Here is a 17,750-nt window from a genome sequence, read left to right as displayed (position 1 = left end):
GCTTATACCATTCGAGCATAAGATCTGAGAAAATATATGTATTGGACGTATTTGGAAGCCTCGCGGAAAGTCCCGTCCGGCTGCGGCTTGCGACAGTGGAGGAGGCTCCCATGAATTCTGGAGGCAGGATGGCTCTGGTCGTGTTGGGTTGTACCGCGATCGGCGCGCTTGGCAGCGAAGCACTGCACGGCGAAGCCAGGCCGCCCGCCTATCTGATCGGCCAAATCGAGGTCACCGATCCCGATGGTTATGCGAGGGACTATCTCCCGCAGGCGAAGGAGATCATCAAGGCACATGGCGGAAAGCTGATTGCGGCTGCAGGCGCTGCGGCAACCGGTTCGCAGGTCGTTGCCGTCGATGGAAATCCACCCAAGCGCGTCGTCATCTATATGTATCCGAGCATGGACGCGCTTTGGGCCTGGCGACACGATCCAGCCTACGTGCAAGTTCGGGCCGTCGGCGAGAAATACGCCAGGTACCACACATTTGCGGTCGAGGGCTCTGTCGCCAATTAGCCTGATCACGCCGTCGATCGCGGCGACCTGCAACGTCGCGCCACCTAATTCCGAAACACCAGGCAGCGCCCGCCGACTGCCTCCAATCGGGCGCACAACTGGTTAGCCCGCTCACGGGTCGTCTCGGCGACCCGGAGCAGATACCAGGTGGCCGAGCCTGGTCCGGCCATGCGCGATCTCAGAACGAGCGGTGTGCGATCGAGCACGGATGCAAATCGTTTCTGAAGTTGCTGGTAGTCGGCGAGGACCCGCGATTGCGACCGGCCGCCGGCCAATTGCAGTCCCCAGGGTCCCCACGCAGCTTGCTGTGCGATTGTCACGGACTCTCTTGGGCTCGCGGGAAGCGCCCGAACGAGCATGCCGCGCACGATGTCACCGCAAGCCATGGCCGCGTCGGTGTGGACTCGGTCCTCGAGCGAACCCTGCGCCCATTCTTCGGCAGACTTGCCCGTGATGATCCTGACATAGGCGCGTGTTTCGCCCGGCAGGTTTCCGCGTCCCGCCAACCAATCCTGAACCCGCCGTGGACCACCATTATAGGCGGCCGCTGCAAGGCCGAGATTGCCGAATTGCGCGCGCAGCTCGCGGAGCCAGCGCGCCGATTCCTGCAAGGCAGGCAATGGCTCGAACGGGTCGACCAGACCGCGCCACCGCGCCGTACCGGGCATGAACTGGGCGATCCCCTGGGCACCGGCCGAACTGACGGAATTGGGATCGAAATTGCTTTCCTGCCAGATCAGCCGGACGAAGAAATCCGGCGGCAGGCCGTTCTCCAATGCAGCCTGCTCCAACGCTTTGCAGTATTGCGGCGGCCCATCGGGCTTAGGACGCAAAGGTGTTGGCGCCGGCGATGGAGCGGATGACGATTGCTGATCGGACGCCGACCGATCGGCCTCAGCGTTGCTCACTCCGGCGTTGCTATCCGGACGAGACGTTTCCGTTTGCGATGTTTCTGTCTGCGCCGGCTCTGCGCGCTGCGCGGAGGGCGTCACCGCTGGATTGCCGAGAGGTTGGGCGCTTGCGACGGGGACGAACAGCAGCAGGCAAGCCGAGCCGACAGCCGCTGGCAAAATCGATCGATGAACCCGCCGCGGCCTGAAAATCGACTGCATAAAGCGATCATCAAATTGGATGCATTCGCGGAATCATATCATCGGCGCCGCGCGGGCGGGCAGAAAATTTGCTGCCTAGCGGTTGGACAGGCTCCCAACGATCGATGCGCGACGAGACAGTTCGATCCAGTTGCCATCGGGATCGAGGATCATGGAGATCCGTGCGACCTCGCCGAGCGTCACCGGCGCAAGGCCTTCCCGCACGCCCTTGGCGCGCAGCCCATCATGCACGGCGTCGATATCGGCGACCTGCAGCGTGATGTAGCGCCAGCCGCGCGCCTGCCGGATCGGATCGACCGTCGCGGCAGCATCTTCCTCGAGCAGGATCAGGCTGTCGCCGAGGCGGAACGCCGGACCGCCCGACCATGATTGCTCGGTGAAGCCGAGGATGTCGCCGTAGAACCTGCGATGCGCGGCGAGGTCGCGCACCGCCATCGCGACGGCGATCTGGGTGATGCCGTCATGTCCGGGCGCAACCAGGCAAACCCGGTTGCCGTCGGGATCGTGCATGTGTTGCGGCGTTTCGACTCCCGCGCGCGCAATGACCAGTTCGCGATAGCCGCTCGGCGCCGCATCCGGCAGCGGCTCGACATGATGGTTGAGCTTGATGACCGAACCTTGCGCGTCGTGCCGGTACTGCTTCTGCCCGCGGCGGATCGGCTGCACGTGATCGAAGCGAAGTCCGGCATCCTGCTGCCAGAACCGCAGCATCGGCTCGAGATCGTTGGAGGAAAGGCCGACGTCGATCACGTTCTTTGCCAGTTGCATCTGCTGCCGTCCTCGGATGAAGTGCACCACGATGGATTAGCTATGCGAGGATCAAGTCAGCAACGCAAGCACCACGATCGCTGTCGTGGATCGGCCGGCTGGCCGCCGAGCCCGGCTGAAACAGTCAATCCAGTGAGGACCGATATGCAAGCAGGCCTCGTTCAGACTTTTCGCGCCTTTGCGTACAACAATGCCTGGGCCAATCATCGCCTGCTCACGGCCTGCGCCGGTCTCAGCCAGGCGGAGTTCGCCGCCGCGCGGACCGGGTTCTTCCCGAGCCTGCAGGCGACGCTGAACCACATTCATGTCATCGACCTGTTTTATATCGACGCGCTCGAAGGCGGCTGGCTCGGCCCGAAGGCCTGGGCGAACGAGGTGCCCTACCCGTCGGTGGCGCAGCTGAAAGACGCCCAGCGCGCGATCGATCAGCGGCTGATCGTGCACTGCGATGCGCTGACGCCTGAGCGGCTCGAGGACATCGTGAAGGTCAACCGCGACACCTCGGTGCAGACCGAGCGACGCGACCGCCTCTTGATGCATCTGTTTCAGCACCAGATCCATCATCGCGGCCAGGCCCACGCGATGCTCTCGGAGACCACAGTGAAGCCGCCGCAGCTCGACGAGTTCTTCGCCGCCGGCGAAGCGCCGCTCCGGGCGGCGGAGTTCAGGGATCTCGGCTGGAGCGAAGCCACCGTGTGGGGCGGCTGAAGGCGAGGTTCCGCCCGCGATCGGGCGGTGCGGGACGGTTCCCGTTCCGGAACGAGGGCTTGAATCCGGGCGCTGCCACGCTCACCTGTCGGTGAAACATGGGGAACTCTATCAATGCCATTCGCCAATCACCGGGGCCAGCGCATCCATTACACCGTCGAGGGATCCGGGCCGCTGATCGTGCTGCAGCACGGCCTGTTGCTTGACGCCGCGAGCTGGAAGCAATGCGGCGTGGTCGACGCGCTTGCCGATCGCTTTCGTGTCGCCTGCGTCGATTCGCTCGGACATGGCCTGAGCGACAAGCCCGCCGATCCGGCACTCTATAATCAGGCGCAGCGCGCCGGCGACATCGTCGCCGTGATCGACGATCTCGGCGGCGAGCGCGCCCATGTGGTGGGACACTCGATGGGCGGGTGGGTCGCGGTCGGCGTCGCCCGGTTTTTCCCGGCACGGCTGGCGTCGTTGGCGATCGGCGGCTGGGACTTTCTCACTGGACTGCCGCGCGGCAATGCCGGCCCGCTGACCTACGGCGCCTTCATCACCTTTGCCCGTCGCACCGTGCCGGAGCTTGCCGAATGGGTGACGCCGGATCTCGAAGGCGGCGTGCGCGCCTGCTTCAATGCGCTCGGCCAGGTCGATGGCGCCAAGGACGCCGTACTGTCCTCGCGCGTGCCGGTGCTGCTGTGGAACGGGCAGGACGACGGACCGCATGCGCCGATGCAGCGCTTCGCCGCAGAGAACGGCCTCGACGCGATGTCGGTGCCCGGCGATCACCTCGGCGCGCTGTTTCAGCACGGCGCTGCGATCGGCCGGGGCATCGGCTCGTTCGTCGGGCGCGGCTAGAGCGCGATCCGGAAAGTGCGAAGCGGTTTTCTGAGCGCGATGACGATTCGACCTAATCTCGTCGCGCTTTAGACCGGCATCTCCGCGAGCAGCTTGTCGAGTGTGATCGGATAGTCGCGCACGCGAACGCCGGTCGCGTTGTGGACCGCATTGGCGATCGCGGCGGCGACCCCGCAGATGCCGAGCTCAGCGACGCCCTTGGCCTTCATCGGCGACGACATCGGGTCGGTCTCGTCGAGGAAGATCATCTCCTGATGCGGGATGTCGGCATGGACCGGCACCTCATAGGCCGCAAGGTCGTGATTGATGAACAGGCCGTGACGCTTGTCGACCACGAGGTCCTCCATCAGCGCAGCGCCGACGCCCATGGTCATCGCGCCGATCACCTGGCTGCGCGCCGCCTTCGGATTGAGGATGCGGCCCGCCGCGCAGACCGCCAGCATCCGCCGCACCCGGATCTCCGCCGTGTCGGCATCGACGCCGACCTCGACGAAATGCGCGCCGAAGGTCGACTGCTGGTAGGTTTTCGCGAGATCGCCATATTCGATGGCATCCTCCGCCACGAGGTCGCCGCCGCCGGCGGCCTGCGCCAGCGGCACGCTGCGATTGCCGGAGCGGACCACGCCGTCGGCAAACACCGACTCCTCGGAGTTGAAGCCGAGCTTCTGCGCAATGGTCTCGCGCAGCTTGGTGCAGGCGGCATAGACGCCGGCGGTCGAATTGTTGCCGCCCCACTGCCCGCCCGAGCCGCAGGACACCGGAAAGTCGGAATCGCCGAGCCGCACCGTGACCTTCTCGAGCGGCACGCCCATCATCTCGGCGGCGGTCTGCGCGATGATGGTGTAGGAGCCGGTGCCGATGTCGGTCATGTCGGTCTCGACGGTCACGATGCCGTTCTGGTCGAGACGAACGCGGGCCGCCGATTTGGTCACGAGATTGTTGCGGAACGCCGCGGCGACGCCCATCCCGACCAGCCAGCGTCCGTCGCGGACCTCGCCGGGTTTCGGGTTGCGCTTGTCCCAGCCAAACCGCGCCGCGCCATCGCTCAAGCACTGCACCAATTGCCGCTGCGAGAAGTGCCGCTCCGGATGCTCGGGGTCGACCTGGGTGTCGTTGCTGATGCGCAGCGCCACCGGGTCGATGCCGAGCTTGTCGGCGAGCTCGTCGATCGCGATCTCGAGCGCCATCATGCCGGAGGCTTCTCCGGGCGCGCGCATCGCATTGCCCTCCGGCAGATCGAGCGCCGCAAGCCGCGTCGCCGTCATCCGGCTGGCGCCGGCATAGAGCAGCCGCGTCTGGCTCACCGCCATCTCGGGCTCGCCGTCCTTGACGTTGCCGGACCAGCTTTCGTGGCCGATCGCGGTGATCTTGCCGTCGCGCTCGGCGCCGATGCGGATGCGCTGGATCGTCGCCGGACGGTGCGTCGTGTTGTTGAACATCAGCGGACGTTGCAGCGCGACCTTGACCGGACGGCCGGCCGCGCGGGCGCCGAGCGCGGCGAGCAGCACCTCGGCGCGCAGGAACAGCTTGCCGCCGAAGCCGCCGCCGATATAGGGCGACACCAGACGGACGTTCTCCTTGGGGATGCCAAGCGTCTTCGCCATGTCCTCGGCGCCCCAGGCGATCATCTGGTTGGAGGTCCAGACCGTGAGCCTGTCGCCGTCCCAGGCCGCGATCGAAGCATGTGGCTCCATCATCGCGTGACCCTGATCGGGCGTCGTGTAGGTGGAGTCGACCTGCACCGGCGCAGCAGCGAAGGCGGAGGCGAAATCGCCGACGGCGGTGTCAGCCGGGCCGCCGAATGACGGGTGCGGCGTGATGCCCTTGTCCCGCTCCGCGGCGAGATCGAACTTGCCGTCGCCCTTGACGTAGTCGATCCGGACCAGTTGCGCCGCGGCCCGCGCCTGCTCGAAGGTCCCGGCGACGACGATCGCGACAGCCTGGTGATAATGCGCGATCTCGGGCCCGCCGAGCAGCGGCGCCGCATTGCGCTCGCCCTTGCCGAGCTTGCCGGCATTGTCCGCTGTGACGACGGCGAGCACGCCGGGCGCAGCCTTTGCCGCCTCAAGATCGATCGAACCGATCCGCCCTTTGCCGATCGCCGATCCGACCACGTAGCCATAAGCCTGGTTGGTCGCAACGTCGTGGCGCTCATAGGCGTAAGGCGCGGTGCCGGTGGTCTTGAGCGGCCCCTCGATCCGGCTGGTCGGGTGGCCGATCACCTTGAGCTGGTCGATCGGATTGAAGGTGGCGGGATGTTCAAAACGCATGATGTCAGGCCCTCATCTTAAGCCTTCGTTTCAAGCCCTGGCCTCGCGCAGCACCGCCGCCAGCGTTCGCTCGGCGAGCGGCAGCTTGTACGCATTGTCCTTGGTCGGCTTCGCATCGGCAAAGAGGCGCGCGGTGACGGCCTTGGCGCCAGCAGGCAATTCCGCCTCCGCCGCCTCGACGCGCCACGGCTTGTGCGCCACGCCGCCGAGCGCGACACGGCCGGTGCCGTCGCGCTGCACGATCGCGGCAACCGAGACCAGCGCAAACGCATAAGAGGCGCGGTCGCGCACCTTGCGATAGGCCTGCGCGCCGCCGACCGGTTTCGGCAGCACCACCGCGGTGATCAGTTCGCCCCGCTCCAGGCTGGTTTCGATCTCGGGGCTGTCGCCAGGCAGACGATGCAGCTCGGCGATCAGGATGCTGCGCGTGGTGCCGTCGGGCCGCACCGTCTCCACGGTCGCGTCGAGCGCGCGCATCGCCACCGCCATGTCGCTCGGATGGGTCGCGATACAGGCATCGCTCACCCCGACCACCGCATGCTGGCGGCTGAAGCCACCGATCGCGGCGCAGCCGCTGCCGGGCTTGCGCTTGTTGCAGGGCAGATTGGTGTCGTAGAAATAAGGACAGCGCGTCCGCTGCAGCAGATTGCCCGCGGTCGTCGCCTTGTTGCGCAACTGGCCGGAAGCACCGGCGAGCAGCGCGCGCGACAGCACGCCATAGTCGCGCCGCACGCGTATATCGGCGGCGAGATCGGTGTTGCGCACCAGCGCGCCGATCCGCAGGCCGCCGTCCGCGGTCTCCTCGATGCGGTCGAGCGCCAGGTCGTTGACGTCGATCAGATGCGCCGGCGTCTCGATCTCGAGCTTCATCAGGTCGAGCAGATTGGTGCCGCCGGCGATGAACTTGGCGTTCGCGGTGCCGGCGGCCGCTGCGGCCGCCGCGCCCGGCGAGGCGGCGCGCTCATAGCTGAATGATCTCATGCGCTCCTCCCGGCGACCTCGCTGATCGCCTCGGCGATGTTGGAATAGGCGCCGCAGCGGCAGATATTGCCGCTCATGCGCTCGCGGAGCTCGGCATTGGTCAGTCGCAGCGGCGCATTCAGATCCGCCGTGACATGGCTCGGGATCCCGGCCTTGACCTCGGCAAGCACGGCGACCGCCGAGCAGATCTGGCCCGGCGTGCAATAACCGCATTGATAGCCGTCATGCTCGACGAACGCCGCCTGCAGCGGATGCAGGCCGTCCGGCGTACCGAGCCCCTCGATCGTCGTGATCTCGTCGCCCTGATGCATCACGGCGAGCGTCAGGCAGGAATTGATCCGCCGCCCGTCGACGAGCACGGTGCAGGCGCCGCATTGGCCATGATCGCAGCCCTTCTTCGTGCCGGTCAGATGCAGGTGCTCGCGCAGGGCATCGAGCAGCGTGGTCCTGGTGTCGAGCTCGAGCTGGTGGGTTTCGCCGTTCACGTCGAAGGATACTCTCGTCATCACGGGCGCTCCGGTCGGGGCAGCTTGGGCGGCCGCAGGCGGAGGCGTCGCGATCGACGACGCCGCAAGCGAGGCAGCTCCAACAATCAACAGATGGCGCCGCGATAGTTCCAAACGTCCGGAGATCTGCATGCCGCCGCTCTCCTCAAGTCAGCCGGACGCGGAACCAACGACAACGACGTGTCGAGGTCTGCTCGGCCTGTCAGCAAAGGGGGGAATGCCGCGAACGGCGGAATGTTTCTCGCGGGGAAGCTAAACTCGTCGCGAGCGCCGCGGCCGCTCCTGAACCGCTCCTGGGAGGCAGCAGCGCCATCAGGCGCGGCCGGCCTGCGCGGCAGCATCGTCGTACAGGTCCGGCCTACGACCAACGTCCCCTGCCCGGAATCGCGAAATTCCGGTTAGCTGCATTGCGCCGTTTTCATGCTCGCCCACAGGGAAAAGCGGCCCGGAACACGCTGGAGCTCTTGGGGCTTGCACCCAATCATGTAGGATGGCGGTACGACCTCCACCGGCGACGATGCCGGCCGACCCTGGGACCGCTCGATGACCGCGCATGTCATAGTAACCGACGAAGCCGCCACGCGCGTGATCCGGCTGCGCAGGCCCGAGAAGAAGAACGCGATCACCCAGGAGATGTTTCGCGCGATCAGCGACGCGATCGACAAGGCGCAGAACAATCCGAAGATCCGCTGCCTGATCATCACCGGCGGCTCCGGCGTGTTCACTGCGGGCAACGACATCGAGGACCTGCTCGCGCAGGGCACCTCGACCGGCGAGACGCCGCCGGCCTCCGACCTCGTCAAGTTCCTGTATTCGCTGGCCCACAATGTGAAGCCGATCATCGCCGCCGTCGACGGCGTCGCGATGGGCATCGGCACCACCATGTTGTTTCACTGCGACTATGTGCTCGCCAGCAAGACCGCGCTGTTCTCGACGCCGTTCTCCAATTTCGGCCTGGTGCCGGAAGGCGCCTCAAGCCTGTTGATGCCGCGCATGATGGGCCACCAGCGTGCTTTCGCGATGCTGGTGATGGGCCGCACCATGTCGGCCGACGACGCCCGCGTCGCCGGCTTCGTCAACACCGTGGTGGCGCCGGGGCATGCCGAGGTGGAGGCGCACAAGGTGGCGCGCGAGATCTGCGCGCTGCCGGCCGAGGCGGTGGCGATCTCGCGGCGCCTGATCCGGCTGCCGCCGGAGGACGTCACCCGCCGCATCGAGCAGGAGAACCATCTGTTCAGCGAACGGATGCGCTCCACGGAAGCAGTCGAGGCGTTCAAGGCATTCATGGCTCGCCCGAAGGATTGAAACGAAGCGTCGCAAAATTGTAGTGGCGCGGCGCCATGATCCCGTGCTCCATGGACAGGTCATGAGACAGCCCCGCCTTTCCCCTCTCGCCGCGGCCTGCGCGTTCGGACTGGCCGCAGCAAGCCCCTGCCTGGCGCAGGCCGCGGAGCCGGTCGACTTGCGCATTCTCGCGATCAACGATTTCCACGGCTATCTGCGGCCGCCGCCGGGCGGCATCCGCATCACCGATCCCACAGACGCGACCAAAAAGATCATGGAGCCCGCCGGCGGCGCCGAACGGATGGCCACCGTCGTCAAGCAGCTGCGCGAGGGCAACAAGAACAACATCTTCGTTGCGGCCGGCGACCTGATCGGCGCGAGCCCGTTCCTGTCGGCGATGTTTCACGACGAGCCGACCATCGAGTCGCTCTCGCTGATGGGGCTTGCGATCTCCTCGGTCGGCAATCACGAATTCGACGAGGGCAAGGACGAGTTGCTGCGGATGCAGAATGGCGGCTGCCATCCGGTCGACAAATGCCAGGGGCCGCACCCGTTCACCGGGGCCAAATTCCGCTATCTCGCCGCCTCTACGATCGACAAGGCGACCGGCAAGCCGGTGTTTCCGCCCTACGAGATCAAGCAGTTCGACGGGATTCCAGTGGCCTTCATCGGGCTGACGCTGAAGAACACCCCGAACCTGGTGTCGCCGGCCGGCGTCGCGAGCCTCGATTTCCGCGACGAGGCCGAGACCGTCAATGCGCTGGTCCCCGAGCTGAAGGCGAAGGGCGTCGAGGCGATCGTGGTGCTGATCCACGAAGGCGGCTTTCCGACCGGCGACTATAATGAATGTCCAGGGATCTCCGGGCCGATCGTCGACATCGTCAAGAAGTTCGATCGCGCGGTCGACGTCGTGGTCTCCGGCCACACCCACCAGGCCTATGTCTGCGAGATCGACGGGCGGCTCGTCACCTCCGGCGACAAATACGGCACCCTGGTCACCGCGATCGATCTTCAGCTCGATCCGAACAGCCATGACGTGATCAGCGCCAGGGCCGCCAACACCATCGTGCGGATCGCCGGCACCGCCAAGGACCCCGAGCAGAGCGCGCTGCTGGAATCCTACGACCGGCTGGCCGCACCGATCGCGAGCCGCGCGGCAGGCTCGGTCACCGAAACATTGTCGCGCACACCGAGCGAGACAGGCGAGAGCCCGCTTGGCGACATCGTCGCCGATGCACAGCTGCTTGCAACCAGCGCTGAGCCGAATGGCGGCGCGGTGATCGCCTTCACCAATCCCGGCGGCGTGCGCACCGACATCGTCAAGCGCGAGGACGGCGCGGTGACCTACGCGGATATCTTCGCCAGCCAGCCGTTCCGCAACCAGCTCGTGACGATGACGCTGACCGGCAAGCAGCTCAAGGACGCGCTGGAGCAGCAATGGGCCGATCCGAAGCGGCCGCGCGCCCTCCAGGTCTCGAAGGGGTTCTCCTATGCGTGGGATGCGAGCAAGGGCGACGGCGCGCGCATCATCGCCGCACGGATGTCGCTGGACGGCAAACCGATCGACCCGGCCGCGAGCTACCGCGTCACGGTGAACAATTATCTCGCCGAGGGCGGCGACGGCTTCACGGTGTTCAAGCAAGGAACCGCGCAGCAGTTCGGCATCTACGACGTCGATGCACTCTACGCCTACTTCAAGGCCAACAGCCCGGTGGGCCCGACGGCAGGCAAGCGGATCGAGCGGATCAATTGAGCCGCAAACTCGTCTTCGTCATGGCACGCGGCCCTTTCCGGAACGCCGCTAACGGCCTAGATTAGGGCCTGCTCTTGCATGATCTTGTTCGGAAAACCGCTGCGCACTTTTCCGGATCATGCGTCCTCGCACGCGCATCGATTGCGCCGGGAATTTGCATGACACTGCTTCTGACGCATTCCGCCTGTCTCGACCACCTGACCCCTCCCGGACATCCCGAACGCCCCGACCGGCTGCGGGCGGTCGCCGAGGTGCTCGGCGAGGATCGCTTCAAGGCGCTGGTGCGCGATTCCGCGCCGGAAGGCGACCTCGATACCGTGCTGCTCTGTCACGGCGAGCACTATGTCAGCGAACTCCGCCACATCGCGCCGACCTCGGGCATGATCTATATCGATGGCGACACCTCGATGTCGCCGGGCACCTGGGAAGCCGTGATGCGCGGCGTCGGCGGCGCGGTGGCCGCCACCGACGCGGTGATGGAGGGCAAGCATCAAAGCGCCTTCGTCGCGGTGCGCCCGCCCGGGCACCACGCCGAGAAGTCGACGCCGATGGGCTTCTGCTTCTTCGACAATGCCGCGATCGCCGCACGCCACGCGCAGCGCAAATACGGCATCAAGCGCGCCGCGATCATCGATTTCGACGTCCATCACGGCAACGGCACGCAGGATATCTTCTGGGCCGACCCGACCGTGATGTATTGCTCGACGCACCAGATGCCGCTGTTCCCCGGCACCGGGGCCGCCGGCGAGCGCGGCGAGCATGACACCGTCGTCAACGCGCCGCTGGCGCCCGGCGACGGCGGCGCCAAGTTCCGCTCGGCTTTCGAGAATCTGATCCTGCCGCAGCTCGAGAAGTTCTCTCCCGAACTCGTCGTCATCTCGGCGGGGTTCGACGCGCATCACCGCGATCCCTTGGCCTCGATCAACCTGACGGGCGAGGATTTCGGCTGGGTCACGCGCAAGCTGATGGATCTCGCCGACAGGAGCGCCGGCGGCCGCGTCGTCTCCGTCCTGGAAGGCGGCTACGACCTGCAGGGCCTGAAAGAGTCGGTGGCATCTCACGTCACCGCATTGATGGGCGGGTAAATCCCCGCCACAATACGCCCGCAAAAATTCGATTGATTCTGCGCCGGGGCGAGCATGGCCTGCGACAGGTCATGTTTGGACGACAAGATCAGGTTGCGATCTGATCCACGCAATCGGGAACGCAAAGAATGGCCGACAACACCCAAGCCGACGTGAAGAAGCTCTCCTTTGAACGCGCGATCGAGGAACTCGAAACGATCGTCAAGCGGCTCGAGGACGGCAAGGTCCCGCTTGAGGAATCGGTCGCGATCTACGAGCGCGGCGAGGCGCTGAAGCGGCGCTGCGAGGAATTGCTGCGCCAGGCCGAAGCCCGCGTCGACAAGATCACCACCGACGCCTCGGGCCAGCCGACCGGGACCGAGCCGCTCGACGTGCAGTAGAGCCCCGCTCCGATTCCATCGAAACGGAGTAGGCTCCGGGCGCCAGCCCCTACGGTCATGCGACTGAATGCCCGCCCCGGCGGGCAATTGTTGCTGTTTATTTCCAGCAATCCATCACGCCGCGGAGTGACCGCGGCGATCGGCGCGGCGCGCGAATCAGCCCGCTCCGTACCGGCCGGCTGCCGCTAAAATGGGCGTTATTGGAACCCGGCTCCGGCCCAGGCATTGAAAAGTCTAGGTTTTTCAAGACAGCGCATAGGAACCCTGCACCCCCTATCGGGTTGGCTTTGGCTACAGCTTTGGTGTAATGCTTCCAGTTCTATGGGCATTTGAAGGTGGCGGGCGGCCCGAATTTTTCGGGCGGCAAGCATCTCAAATGGTTCGACAAAACTGAACCGGGACGGGTGAAGAGCGACCAAGGTGATGCATATCACGTGGTCCAATCCGGAGTGAATCTAGGCTTACAACCAGGCACCGGCCTGCCGGGGCGGCACCCAGTGTCTGGCATTCGCTGCGCGGTGTGCGCGCCATCCCATCTCGCGTCGGGCGGTTCGTTCCGACAGGCAAAAATTGGAAATTCGCTGTGACCACATTTAGTAAGACGCCGCTTCTTGACACTATTCACACGCCGGATGACCTGCGCAAGCTGAAGGTCGAGCAGGTGCGGCAGGTTGCCGACGAGCTTCGCCAGGAAACCATCGACGCGGTGTCGGTGACCGGCGGCCATTTCGGCGCCGGCCTCGGCGTGGTCGAACTGACGACCGCCATCCACTACATCTTCGACACCCCGCGCGACCGCCTGATCTGGGACGTCGGCCACCAGGCCTATCCGCACAAGATCCTGACCGGACGCCGCGACCGCATCCGCACGCTGCGCACCGGCGGCGGCCTCTCCGGCTTCACCAAGCGCACCGAGAGCGACTACGATCCGTTCGGCGCCGCGCACTCCTCGACCTCGATTTCGGCCGGCCTCGGCATGGCCGTGGCGCGCGATCTCTCCGGCGGCAAGAACAACGTTATCGCCGTGATCGGTGACGGCGCGATGTCAGCGGGCATGGCCTATGAGGCGATGAACAACGCCGGCGCGATGAACTCGCGCCTGATCGTGATCCTCAACGACAACGACATGTCGATCGCCCCGCCGGTCGGCGCGATGAGCGCCTATCTGTCGCGCCTCTACTCCGGCAAGACCTACCGCTCGCTGCGCGAGGCCGCCAAGCAGATCAACAAGCGCCTGCCCAAGATCCTCGCCAACCGCGCCAACCGCGTCGAGGAATATTCGCGCGGCTTCATGATGGACGGCGGCACGCTGTTCGAAGAGCTCGGCTTCTACTATGTCGGCCCGATCGACGGTCACAATCTCGACCATCTGCTGCCGGTGCTGAAGAACGTCCGCGACATGGAGACCGGCCCGATCCTGGTTCACGTCGTGACCCAGAAGGGCAAGGGCTACGGTCCCGCCGAAGCCTCCGCCGACAAGTACCACGCCGTGGTCAAGTTCGACGTCGCGACCGGCACCCAGGCCAAGGCCAAGCCGAATGCGCCGGCCTACCAGAATGTGTTCGGCCAGAGCCTCGTCAAGGAAGCCGAGAAGGACGATAGGATCGTCGCCATCACCGCGGCAATGCCGTCGGGCACCGGCGTCGACATCTTCAACAAGGCGTTCCCGGACCGCACCTTCGACGTCGGCATTGCCGAACAGCACGCGGTCACCTTCGCCGCCGGCCTCGCCACCGAAGGCTACAAGCCGTTCTGCGCGATCTACTCGACCTTCCTGCAGCGCGGCTATGACCAAGTGGTCCATGACGTCGCGATCCAGAGCCTTCCGGTCCGCTTCGCGATCGACCGTGCCGGCCTGGTGGGCGCCGACGGCGCGACGCACGCGGGTTCGTTCGACAATGCTTATCTCGGCTGTCTGCCGAACATGGTGATCATGGCCGCCGCCGACGAGGCGGAACTGGTCCACATGGTGGCGACGCAGGTTGCGATCAACGATCGTCCGAGCGCGCTGCGCTATCCGCGCGGCGAAGGCCGCGGCATCGAGATGCCTGAAGTCGGCGTTGCCCTGGAAGTCGGCAAGGGCCGCATCATCCGCGAGGGCAAGAAGGTCGCGCTGCTTTCGTTCGGCACCCGTCTCGCCGAGTGCGAGAAGGCGGCCGACGAGCTCGCCGCCCACGGCCTCTCCGCCACGATCGCCGACGCGCGCTTCATGAAGCCGCTCGACGAAGAGATGATCATGAAGCTCGCCCGCGACCACGAGATCCTGATCACGATCGAGGAAGGCTCGATCGGCGGCTTCGGCTCGCATGTCATGCAGTTCCTGTCGGACAACGCCATGCTCGACAGCGGCATGCTCAAGTTCCGCTCGATGATCCTGCCCGACGTGTTCCTCGACCACGACACGCCGGCGGCGATGTATGCCCGCGCCGGTCTCGACGCCAAGAGCATCGTTGCCAAGGTGTTCGAGACCCTCGGCAAGGACTACAAGACCGAGACCGTCAAGCTCGCCTAATCGCTACGGGCGGCGCTCACTGGCGCATTTTCGGTTCTGATTGGATCAGAACCGAAGCTCCGGGTTCTCGCTCGAAAACGCACTAGCCCCGGCACGTCCATGAAGATCTATCTGGCAGGTCCTGACGTGTTCCTGCCGGATGCCGTGGAGATCGGCCGCCGTAAGGCGGAGGTTTGCGCCTATCACGGGCTGACCGGGCTGTATCCGCTCGACAGCAGCATCGATCCCACCGTCGCCGGCGCCTCGCTCGCCATCTTCAAGAGCAACGAGGCGATGATGGAGTCCGCCGACGCCATCATCGCCAACTTGACGCCGTTTCGCGGCCCCAGTGCCGACGCAGGCACGGTTTACGAACTCGGCTACATGGCGGGACGCGGCAAACTGTGCCTCGCCTATTCCAACGATCCCACGTCCTACGCCAATCGCGTGACGCGGCTCAGTCAGGTCGTGCCGGCATCCGACGGACGCCTGATCGATGCGGAGGGGCTGACGGTGGAAGAGTTTGGATTACCGGACAATCTGATGATGATGCACGCGCTCGACCTGCACGGCAGCCCGCTGGTGACCCCGCGCGAGCCGTCGGCCGACCTCTGGCACGACCTCACCTCCTTCGAGGCCTGCGTGCGGCTCGCTGCCGCGCAGCGCCGGCAGGCGGCGAAGTGACCAGAGCGGGCGACAACGACAACAACGCATCCGCCGGCAAGCGCATCGACGTGCTGCTGGTGGAACGCGGCCTGTTCGAAAGCCGGGCGCGGGCGCGCGCCGCCATCGACGCCGGCCTCGTCACCGCCGACGGCAAGCAGATCGTGAAGGCGTCCGAGATCGTCGCACCGGGCGCGGCCCTCTCGGCCGAGCCGGCGCATCCCTATGTCTCGCGCGGCGGCGTCAAGCTCGCCGGCGCGCTCGAGCACTATCCGATCGATGTCGAGGGCCATGTCTGCCTCGATGTCGGCGCCTCGACCGGCGGCTTCACCGAAGTGCTGCTCGCCAACGGCGCAAGCCTCGTGTTCGCCATCGATGTCGGCCACGGCCAGCTGCATCCCTCGCTACAGGGACATCCGAAGATCGTCTCCATGGAGGCGACCGACATCAGGAGTTTCGAGGGCAAGCGCCTGCCGGCGCGGCCCGACATTGTGGTGATCGACGTCAGCTTCATCTCGCTGAAGCTCGTGCTGCCGGTGGCGCTGTCGCTGGCGGCTGCCCCGATGCATCTTTTGGCGCTGATCAAGCCGCAATTCGAGGCGGCGCGCAAACACTCCAAGCGCGGCGTCATCCGCAACGCGATGGTGCACCAGGAAATCTGCGACGATATCGCCGCCTTTGCCGCCTCGCAGGGCTGCACCGACATTCAGGTGTTCCCGTCCTCGATCCCGGGCGGCGACGGCAATATCGAATTCTTCCTCGGCGCGCGCCGTGGCTGAACTTCTGACCATCGACCATGTCGGCCACCGTGGCGACGGCGTCGCGATCGAGGGATCGCAACCGATCTTCGTGCCTTATGCGCTGGCCGGCGAAACGGTCGAGGTCGACGACGTCCCGGGCAACCATCCCGACCGGCGGCGACTGCTGCGGGTCACGCGCCAAAGCCCCGAGCGCATCGCGCCGTTCTGTCCGCACTTCGGCGTCTGCGGCGGCTGCGCGATCCAGCACTGGAAGGACGAAGGCTACCATGCCTGGAAGCGCAACATCGTGGTCGAGACGCTGGCGCAGGCGAAGATTGCGGCGGACGTCACACCGCTGATCGATGCCCATGGCGCGGGCCGTCGCCGCATCACGCTGCACGGGCGCATGGGCACTCATGAGGTCCTCAAGGTCGGCTACGCCGCGGCAGGTTCTCACGACATCATCCCGGTCGATCGCTGCCCGATCCTCGATCCTGCGCTCGACGGTGCGCTCGAGGCAGCCTGGGCCACAGCCGAGCCACTGATCGTGATCGGCAAGCCGCTCGACATCCAGGTGACCGCAACCGTCAACGGCCTCGACATCGACGTGCGCGGCTCCGGCGCGCTGCCCACCAGCCTGATCACCACTTTGTCGCGCGTCGCGGAAAAGCACCGGCTGGCGCGGCTGACACGCCATGGCGAACTGGTGCTGCAGCGCGGCTCCCCGGAGATTGCGATCGGAAAGGCGATGGTCGTGCTGCCGCCCGGCTCGTTCCTGCAGGCGACCGTCAAGGGCGAGGAGACGCTGGCAGCGCTGGTTCGCGAGCATTGCGGACGCGCCAAGCATATCGCCGACCTGTTTTGCGGCGTCGGTCCATTCGCGCTGCGCCTCGCGGAGAAGGCGCGGATCGCGGCCTTCGACAGCGATGCCGGCGCCATCACGGCGCTGCAGAAGGCCGCGCAAACGACGCCGGGGCTGAAGCCACTCAAGGCCGAGGCGCGCGACCTGTTCCGCCGCCCCCTGATGCCGCAGGAGTTGCGCGACTATGACGCCGTCGTGTTCGATCCGCCGCGGCAGGGCGCGCAGGCGCAGGTCACCCAGCTGGCGGCGAGCAAGGTGCCGGTGATCGTCGCGGTGTCCTGCAACGCCGCAACGTTTGCGCGCGACGCGAAGATCCTGATCGACGGCGGCTACAAGATCGCAGCCGTCACGCCGGTCGACCAGTTCCGCCACACGGCGCATGCCGAGCTGGTGGCGCGGTTCGCGCGCTGACGGGACGCTGCGACTATCGCTGAGCGCGGGCAGTCCCGCTATAGTCCGCGCTCCATGTCCGACGATCCGCTGCTCGCGCGCATCATTCCCGTTCTCGCCGCCGTACCGGGCGTCGCCGCCATCGTGCTCGGCGGCTCGCGGGCGCGCGGCACGGCGCATGATGCCTCCGACACCGATATCGGCCTCTACTATCGGGATGGCGCCGCGCCGGATATCGAACGGCTGCGCGAAGCTGTAACGGGCCTGGTCGACGATCCAGCTGCTGTGCATGTCACGCCGGTCGGCGAATGGGGACCGTGGATCGTCGGCGGTGCCTGACTCACGATCGGCGGCCGCAAGGTCGACCTGCTCTACCGCAGCACCGATCAGGTCTCCGCT

General features: G+C 65.9%; 17 protein-coding genes. 12 read left to right on the top strand and 5 right to left on the bottom strand.

Going from position 1 to position 17,750, the window contains the following annotated elements; all coding sequences use genetic code 11:
• Nucleotides 1–110: 110 nt before the first annotated feature.
• The gene (locus XI02_RS13335) at nt 111–515 is read left to right on the top strand and encodes a DUF1330 domain-containing protein (RefSeq protein ID WP_244980730.1); all 405 of its coding nucleotides are present in this window, start codon (nt 111–113) and stop codon (nt 513–515) included.
• 44 nt (nt 516–559) lie between these two features.
• Here the strand turns inward: XI02_RS13335 and XI02_RS13330 are convergent, their stop codons facing one another.
• Together XI02_RS13330 and XI02_RS13325 are read right to left on the bottom strand one after the other, a co-directional pair.
• Nucleotides 560–1,627: a lytic transglycosylase domain-containing protein gene (locus XI02_RS13330; RefSeq protein ID WP_172648378.1), complete on the bottom strand. Its 1,068-nt coding sequence runs from the start codon at nt 1,625–1,627 to the stop codon at nt 560–562.
• 75 nt (nt 1,628–1,702) lie between these two features.
• Nucleotides 1,703–2,395 carry a VOC family protein gene (locus XI02_RS13325; protein WP_172648379.1) on the bottom strand — a complete coding sequence of 231 codons (693 nt, stop codon included), beginning with the start codon at nt 2,393–2,395 and terminating at the stop codon, nt 1,703–1,705.
• 144 nt (nt 2,396–2,539) lie between these two features.
• On the opposite strand from XI02_RS13325, the gene XI02_RS13320 reads away from it, so the two are divergent.
• On the top strand, nt 2,540–3,103 hold the full coding sequence (locus XI02_RS13320; RefSeq protein ID WP_069278642.1) for a DinB family protein: 564 nt from the start codon (nt 2,540–2,542) through the stop codon (nt 3,101–3,103).
• Nucleotides 3,104–3,217: 114 nt separating this feature from the next.
• On the top strand, nt 3,218–3,946 hold the full coding sequence (locus XI02_RS13315; RefSeq protein WP_016844544.1) for an alpha/beta fold hydrolase: 729 nt from the start codon (nt 3,218–3,220) through the stop codon (nt 3,944–3,946).
• Between the two features lie 68 nt (nt 3,947–4,014).
• Here XI02_RS13315 and paoC read toward each other — a convergent pair whose 3' ends face one another.
• From paoC to paoA, 3 genes are read right to left on the bottom strand one after another with little or no spacing between them, the layout of a single operon-like run.
• On the bottom strand, nt 4,015–6,216 hold the full coding sequence (paoC, locus tag XI02_RS13310) for an aldehyde oxidoreductase molybdenum-binding subunit PaoC (protein ID WP_172648380.1): 2,202 nt from the start codon (nt 6,214–6,216) through the stop codon (nt 4,015–4,017).
• A gap of 30 nt (nt 6,217–6,246) precedes the next feature.
• On the bottom strand, nt 6,247–7,197 hold the full coding sequence (locus XI02_RS13305) for a xanthine dehydrogenase family protein subunit M (RefSeq protein ID WP_172648381.1): 951 nt from the start codon (nt 7,195–7,197) through the stop codon (nt 6,247–6,249).
• Entirely contained in the window at nt 7,194–7,835 is a 642-nt protein-coding gene (gene paoA, locus XI02_RS13300; protein WP_016844561.1) for an aldehyde dehydrogenase iron-sulfur subunit PaoA, read from the bottom strand. The genes XI02_RS13305 and paoA overlap by 4 nt, the downstream gene beginning before the upstream one ends.
• Nucleotides 7,836–8,246: 411 nt before the next feature.
• On the opposite strand from paoA, the gene XI02_RS13295 reads away from it, so the two are divergent.
• From XI02_RS13295 to XI02_RS45350, 9 genes are all read left to right on the top strand, one after another.
• Nucleotides 8,247–9,008 carry a crotonase/enoyl-CoA hydratase family protein gene (locus XI02_RS13295; RefSeq protein ID WP_069278638.1) on the top strand — a complete coding sequence of 254 codons (762 nt, stop codon included), beginning with the start codon at nt 8,247–8,249 and terminating at the stop codon, nt 9,006–9,008.
• 61 nt (nt 9,009–9,069) lie between these two features.
• Nucleotides 9,070–10,740, top strand: coding sequence for a bifunctional UDP-sugar hydrolase/5'-nucleotidase (locus XI02_RS13290; RefSeq protein ID WP_172648382.1), 1,671 nt, complete (start codon nt 9,070–9,072; stop codon nt 10,738–10,740).
• Between the two features lie 158 nt (nt 10,741–10,898).
• Nucleotides 10,899–11,825: a histone deacetylase family protein gene (locus XI02_RS13285; protein WP_172648383.1), complete on the top strand. Its 927-nt coding sequence runs from the start codon at nt 10,899–10,901 to the stop codon at nt 11,823–11,825.
• Nucleotides 11,826–11,953: 128 nt separating this feature from the next.
• Nucleotides 11,954–12,205 (top strand): exodeoxyribonuclease VII small subunit, encoded by a 252-nt coding sequence (locus XI02_RS13280; protein ID WP_016844565.1) that lies wholly within the window; start codon nt 11,954–11,956, stop codon nt 12,203–12,205.
• Nucleotides 12,206–12,788: 583 nt separating this feature from the next.
• Nucleotides 12,789–14,717 carry a 1-deoxy-D-xylulose-5-phosphate synthase gene (gene dxs / locus XI02_RS13275; protein WP_018270362.1) on the top strand — a complete coding sequence of 643 codons (1,929 nt, stop codon included), beginning with the start codon at nt 12,789–12,791 and terminating at the stop codon, nt 14,715–14,717.
• Between the two features lie 99 nt (nt 14,718–14,816).
• Nucleotides 14,817–15,380: a nucleoside 2-deoxyribosyltransferase gene (locus XI02_RS13270; protein ID WP_172648384.1), complete on the top strand. Its 564-nt coding sequence runs from the start codon at nt 14,817–14,819 to the stop codon at nt 15,378–15,380.
• On the top strand, nt 15,377–16,138 hold the full coding sequence (locus XI02_RS13265; protein ID WP_018270361.1) for a TlyA family RNA methyltransferase: 762 nt from the start codon (nt 15,377–15,379) through the stop codon (nt 16,136–16,138). Before XI02_RS13270 ends, XI02_RS13265 begins: the two co-directional genes overlap by 4 nt.
• Entirely contained in the window at nt 16,131–17,372 is a 1,242-nt protein-coding gene (locus XI02_RS13260; protein ID WP_172648385.1) for a class I SAM-dependent RNA methyltransferase, read from the top strand. Before XI02_RS13265 ends, XI02_RS13260 begins: the two co-directional genes overlap by 8 nt.
• A gap of 54 nt (nt 17,373–17,426) precedes the next feature.
• A complete protein-coding gene (locus tag XI02_RS45350; protein ID WP_244980731.1) occupies nt 17,427–17,690 on the top strand; it encodes a nucleotidyltransferase domain-containing protein in 264 nt (87 codons plus the stop codon).
• Nucleotides 17,691–17,750: the final 60 nt, after the last annotated feature.

Source organism: Bradyrhizobium sp. CCBAU 21365, assembly GCF_015291305.1.
Taxonomy (GTDB): Bacteria; Pseudomonadota; Alphaproteobacteria; order Rhizobiales; family Xanthobacteraceae; genus Bradyrhizobium; species Bradyrhizobium elkanii.
This window is presented reverse-complemented; position numbering and strand designations above follow the sequence as displayed.

Excerpts from the sequence above, each read along its gene's own strand:
- XI02_RS13285 (WP_172648383.1), top strand. The coding sequence starts at position 10,899 with ATGACACTGCTTCTGACGCATTCCGCCTGTCTCGACCACCTGACCCCT.
- XI02_RS13320 (WP_069278642.1), top strand. The coding sequence starts at position 2,540 with ATGCAAGCAGGCCTCGTTCAGACTTTTCGCGCCTTTGCGTACAACAAT.
- XI02_RS13325 (WP_172648379.1), bottom strand. The coding sequence starts at position 2,395 with ATGCAACTGGCAAAGAACGTGATCGACGTCGGCCTTTCCTCCAACGAT.
- XI02_RS13315 (WP_016844544.1), top strand. The coding sequence starts at position 3,218 with ATGCCATTCGCCAATCACCGGGGCCAGCGCATCCATTACACCGTCGAG.
- XI02_RS45350 (WP_244980731.1), top strand. The coding sequence starts at position 17,427 with ATGTCCGACGATCCGCTGCTCGCGCGCATCATTCCCGTTCTCGCCGCC.
- paoC (WP_172648380.1), bottom strand. The coding sequence starts at position 6,216 with ATGCGTTTTGAACATCCCGCCACCTTCAATCCGATCGACCAGCTCAAG.
- XI02_RS13335 (WP_244980730.1), top strand. The coding sequence starts at position 111 with ATGAATTCTGGAGGCAGGATGGCTCTGGTCGTGTTGGGTTGTACCGCG.
- paoA (WP_016844561.1), bottom strand. The coding sequence starts at position 7,835 with ATGCAGATCTCCGGACGTTTGGAACTATCGCGGCGCCATCTGTTGATT.
- XI02_RS13295 (WP_069278638.1), top strand. The coding sequence starts at position 8,247 with ATGACCGCGCATGTCATAGTAACCGACGAAGCCGCCACGCGCGTGATC.
- XI02_RS13305 (WP_172648381.1), bottom strand. The coding sequence starts at position 7,197 with ATGAGATCATTCAGCTATGAGCGCGCCGCCTCGCCGGGCGCGGCGGCC.
- XI02_RS13330 (WP_172648378.1), bottom strand. The coding sequence starts at position 1,627 with ATGCAGTCGATTTTCAGGCCGCGGCGGGTTCATCGATCGATTTTGCCA.
- XI02_RS13280 (WP_016844565.1), top strand. The coding sequence starts at position 11,954 with ATGGCCGACAACACCCAAGCCGACGTGAAGAAGCTCTCCTTTGAACGC.
- XI02_RS13290 (WP_172648382.1), top strand. The coding sequence starts at position 9,070 with ATGAGACAGCCCCGCCTTTCCCCTCTCGCCGCGGCCTGCGCGTTCGGA.
- XI02_RS13270 (WP_172648384.1), top strand. The coding sequence starts at position 14,817 with ATGAAGATCTATCTGGCAGGTCCTGACGTGTTCCTGCCGGATGCCGTG.